The organism is Brunnivagina elsteri CCALA 953 (assembly GCF_002289455.1).
Taxonomy (GTDB): Bacteria; Cyanobacteriota; Cyanobacteriia; order Cyanobacteriales; family Nostocaceae; genus Brunnivagina; species Brunnivagina elsteri.
In genome coordinates this window covers 1-3368 of record NZ_NTFS01000554.1, presented here as the reverse complement: position 1 = coordinate 3368, position 3368 = coordinate 1, and the positions used below count along the sequence as shown (strand labels likewise).

At 41.5% G+C, this 3368-nt stretch carries 4 protein-coding genes and 1 pseudogene; all 5 read right to left on the bottom strand.

Annotated features, from left to right (window positions below; all coding sequences use genetic code 11):
• A partial coding sequence (locus CK510_RS28200; protein WP_143289478.1) for a radical SAM protein occupies window positions 1–502 on the bottom strand: 502 nt, incomplete at its 3' end.
• Window positions 503–1084: 582 nt separating this feature from the next.
• Complete coding sequence (locus CK510_RS28195) at window positions 1085–2026, bottom strand: nucleoside hydrolase (protein WP_158224986.1); 942 nt, start codon at window positions 2024–2026, stop codon at window positions 1085–1087.
• Window positions 2027–2192: 166 nt separating this feature from the next.
• Complete coding sequence (locus CK510_RS31280; protein ID WP_143289477.1) at window positions 2193–2513, bottom strand: hypothetical protein; 321 nt, start codon at window positions 2511–2513, stop codon at window positions 2193–2195.
• 98 nt (window positions 2514–2611) lie between these two features.
• On the bottom strand, window positions 2612–3043 hold the full coding sequence (locus CK510_RS28190; RefSeq protein ID WP_245912481.1) for a DUF1772 domain-containing protein: 432 nt from the start codon (window positions 3041–3043) through the stop codon (window positions 2612–2614).
• A 103-nt stretch (window positions 3044–3146) separates the two neighbouring features.
• Window positions 3147–3368: pseudogene (locus CK510_RS28185) on the bottom strand (ISKra4 family transposase); the annotation flags it as partial.

The window sequence follows — 3368 nt, the reverse complement described above, 5'->3', positions numbered from 1 at the left end:
CGGAACTGCGACAGGGAATTACAGCCGCACCATGTCGCAAATTGGAGGATAAAAAATTAAGCGATGAGTTATGAATTCCATTCCAAACATTCTGCCATTGAGAACGTCCACGATTACCAATAATTGAGTTAAAGATGTCGGAATCGAGGGAGTCTAAACTAAGATTAATTCGTCGCAAACCCGCATTATAAAGGCTTTGTGCCAGTGGTGTTAGCAAAAATCCGTTGCTAGTCATTGACAAGTCTTTTGTTTCGGGAAGTGCAGAAATTGCGGCGACTAATTCAACTATTTGAGGACGTAATAATGGTTCTCCTCCAGTTAAGCGAAATCGAGTAAATCCAACGGGTATAAAAACTTCTTTGATGAGGGTAAGTAATTCTTCGTTAGTTAAAAGATTTTGTTTGAGGATGTAGTCTAATTCTGTACCTTCTGGCATACAGTATTGACAACGGAAGTTGCAACGGTCAATCAAGCTGATTCTTAAATAATCTACTTGGTTCATTTTTTATGGTTATTTTTATGGTTTTAAACCACTTAGGAATGTGGATTAAATAATGATGTGTATACTAAAAACGGGTTAGAACTTTACTTTTAACAAGCGTGAAAATATTGAAGATACTACCCTGCGGGAACGTGGAACGTACGTTCCACCCTGCGGGAAGCAAGCTACAGTATGACAGAAGTCCAGATTTTACCCGTTTGCAGTATAAGTCTAATATAGAACTTTACCCCTTGCTATGGGTTTGCGCCGAACGCAATACCAAGATTTATAACAAACAACCATAATAAGATTTTCGGGATGTATCGTGTCATTTATTTGCTCTCCAATGATGGTTGTTACTCTCTAAGGGCTAGACTGTGGGAATTGTTCCGCCGTCAATTACGTGTTCCGTGCCGTTGATATACGAAGCGCGATCGCTCGACCTCCTCAAAAAATTTTTGGTTCATTTCTTGCTGTTTCAAAATGATCTCTACCAGTGTTGAGACTGACATTGACTTTGAGGCTTCTCGCTCTAATGTTGGGGATGGCTATTTTTCGCTCTAGCAACGTTCTACAATTTTTCAACATCCTATATCTAAATTCTTACATTAAACGCTCAATCAAACGGTCTTTAAATCGTCGATCGACATCGGAGCAGTAGTATACTTGTTGCCCTTTAATATCCTGTGATACTTCCAGATCGTGCCCCAAACCAAACGGTTCGAGAAATATACTAAACCCAATTCGTGCGGGTAAAATTTCACAGTTAAACAATTCAGGCATAGTCACGTAGCCAACCGCTAATGCATCAAAGGGATGGAATCCCTGTTTGTGCAGATTATCTTCCCAAAACGACATCCAGGGTTGACTTACCTGCCGTAACCACTGGGCAGCTTCGTCACCAGATGCTAATTTGTCTAAATCAGATCGCATAATCGTTACCTTTGTTGCCAGTTCAAATGGGGTTAGTACCAACGGAATCCCAGAGTCCAAAACAATTTTGGCGGCGGGTGTGTCTTTACGGATATTGAAATCGCGGAAATGAAAGCACCATTGCTCTCCGGGATGAAATAAATCACCTGGTCGTTTTCCTGCCACTATGACAATGCGATCAATATTCTTAACCAGATTGGGATAATTGATAATGACGGTGGCGATGTTTGTCAATGGTCCTTGAGCGATAATTGTCAGTTTTTCGCGGTGTAGTATGGATGCGATCGCCTCTGATGCCTGCGTCGATTTCCACTCTGGACTTCCTTGATCATGGCTACCCTCATAAATAGGCGTTCGAGCCGCGCCTCCCAAATGCCCGAACACTTGACGCGCAACTTGAAGAGCAGTTTCACCTTTGGTATTGCCAAAAGTTGTGCTGATGCCCCGAAGATCGAGTTCTGGTGAGCGGAGTGCCATCATCAATGCCCAACAATCATCCACATCATTAGTTGCGCTTTGACCGCAGGCTGGATCGGTATCAATCCAAATTGGAAGTTTAGACGCATTTGACCGAGGCTTGAATTCCTCTAGGGAATGCTTTGTTATATTCAAAGGATGACTCAGGGTAGGCTGTTGACTTTGTGGGTTTTTAGGCGATTTTGCGGAAAATTATCCGTGTTATTTTTTGTTCGTGGGAAAACGTCTGGAATAGCCGTTTTCCCACAAAAGTAGTAAACACATTTTCTGCATGAAGTCTTATGGGCAAAAGGGTACAAAGTTAACAGCCTAGACTCAGGGTATAGATTTTATTAACGCTAGTTACAACAAAAAGGATGAGAAAGAGATTCGATAATAATCCGGCGATCGCATGTTTGAGATAGTTTTTATTTTTGTGGCGTTGCCAGGAGCGAAAAGCTTGAATAGTGTAATGACTGGCGATCGCCACTAACACAGTGAATACTAGCAATCCCACAGACTGAACTTCTGATCTAATATCTTGATTGGAGTAACTCAATCCCAAACCCAGGAGAAACGTTAGCCCAAATCCGATCAACGGAATTTGCCAACTCAAAAGACATTTACGCCGGATATTATTCATGGTAGGAATGTCATTTTGTTTTTACTTTTCATATAATTTCTCTATTTTCGGTGTTAAATCGCGCCATTAGTTCTATTTTGAGTTCATAACAACCCTTATTATTGTTCAGAATGGATCGCTCTCTTTTTCGGCGTTTCTACCAGCACAGAGATTACCAGTAAACTTAGCCCAATAATTTTGATCAAGGCGTTAATTGCGTGTGCATACTCCCATTGATCCCGATACTGTCTCCAATCTAATGGAATGGGATTCGTTAACCATTTGGCGAATTCAGCATTCATTGGCGCAACAAACATTATCCAACTCATAAATGCCAGCATTAAGAAAATTGCTCCGCCTAATGTCCAGTAAAAAGTTGAACCACGCTTGCGAACGAGAAATGCCAGCACAATTGCCGTCAGAATCGCTGTAATTTCAAAAGCTGCGCCAACTGAGCCAAACAACTTATAAACATTTTCAAAAACCGTGACTCTAACCCAAAGTTGCCGATCAAACTGCATTCGTTGCGGCAGTTCTAGCAAATGGGTCATAGACAAACTAAGGCTGAACGAAGCTAACATAAGTGCTATGAATCGACATATTCGGATAAGTATCATTTGGGTGCGGCTCTTGTCATAATATGAAGATAGGGAATTAGACAACGATTGTGAGTGATGGTGGAGTAGTAGAACAACGAGCCTGAGTCAGGCGATTCAGCAAAGGAACACCATTGGAATATAAGGGTAGATAATTGCGCTTATATTCTTGACGTAAATGGAAGCGCCAATATTCATCCCAATCACCGCTAACATGGAGAGAACAAAGACGCAAAACAGCTTCCGCACCAGTAAGACTCCATCTAGCACCAGTTATATC

What these genes read in the sequence shown, in the direction of transcription:
- CK510_RS28190 (WP_245912481.1), bottom strand. Translation starts at nt 3,043, where the DNA reads ATGACCCATTTGCTAGAACTGCCGCAACGAATGCAGTTTGATCGGCAA.
- CK510_RS31280 (WP_143289477.1), bottom strand. Translation starts at nt 2,513, where the DNA reads ATGAATAATATCCGGCGTAAATGTCTTTTGAGTTGGCAAATTCCGTTG.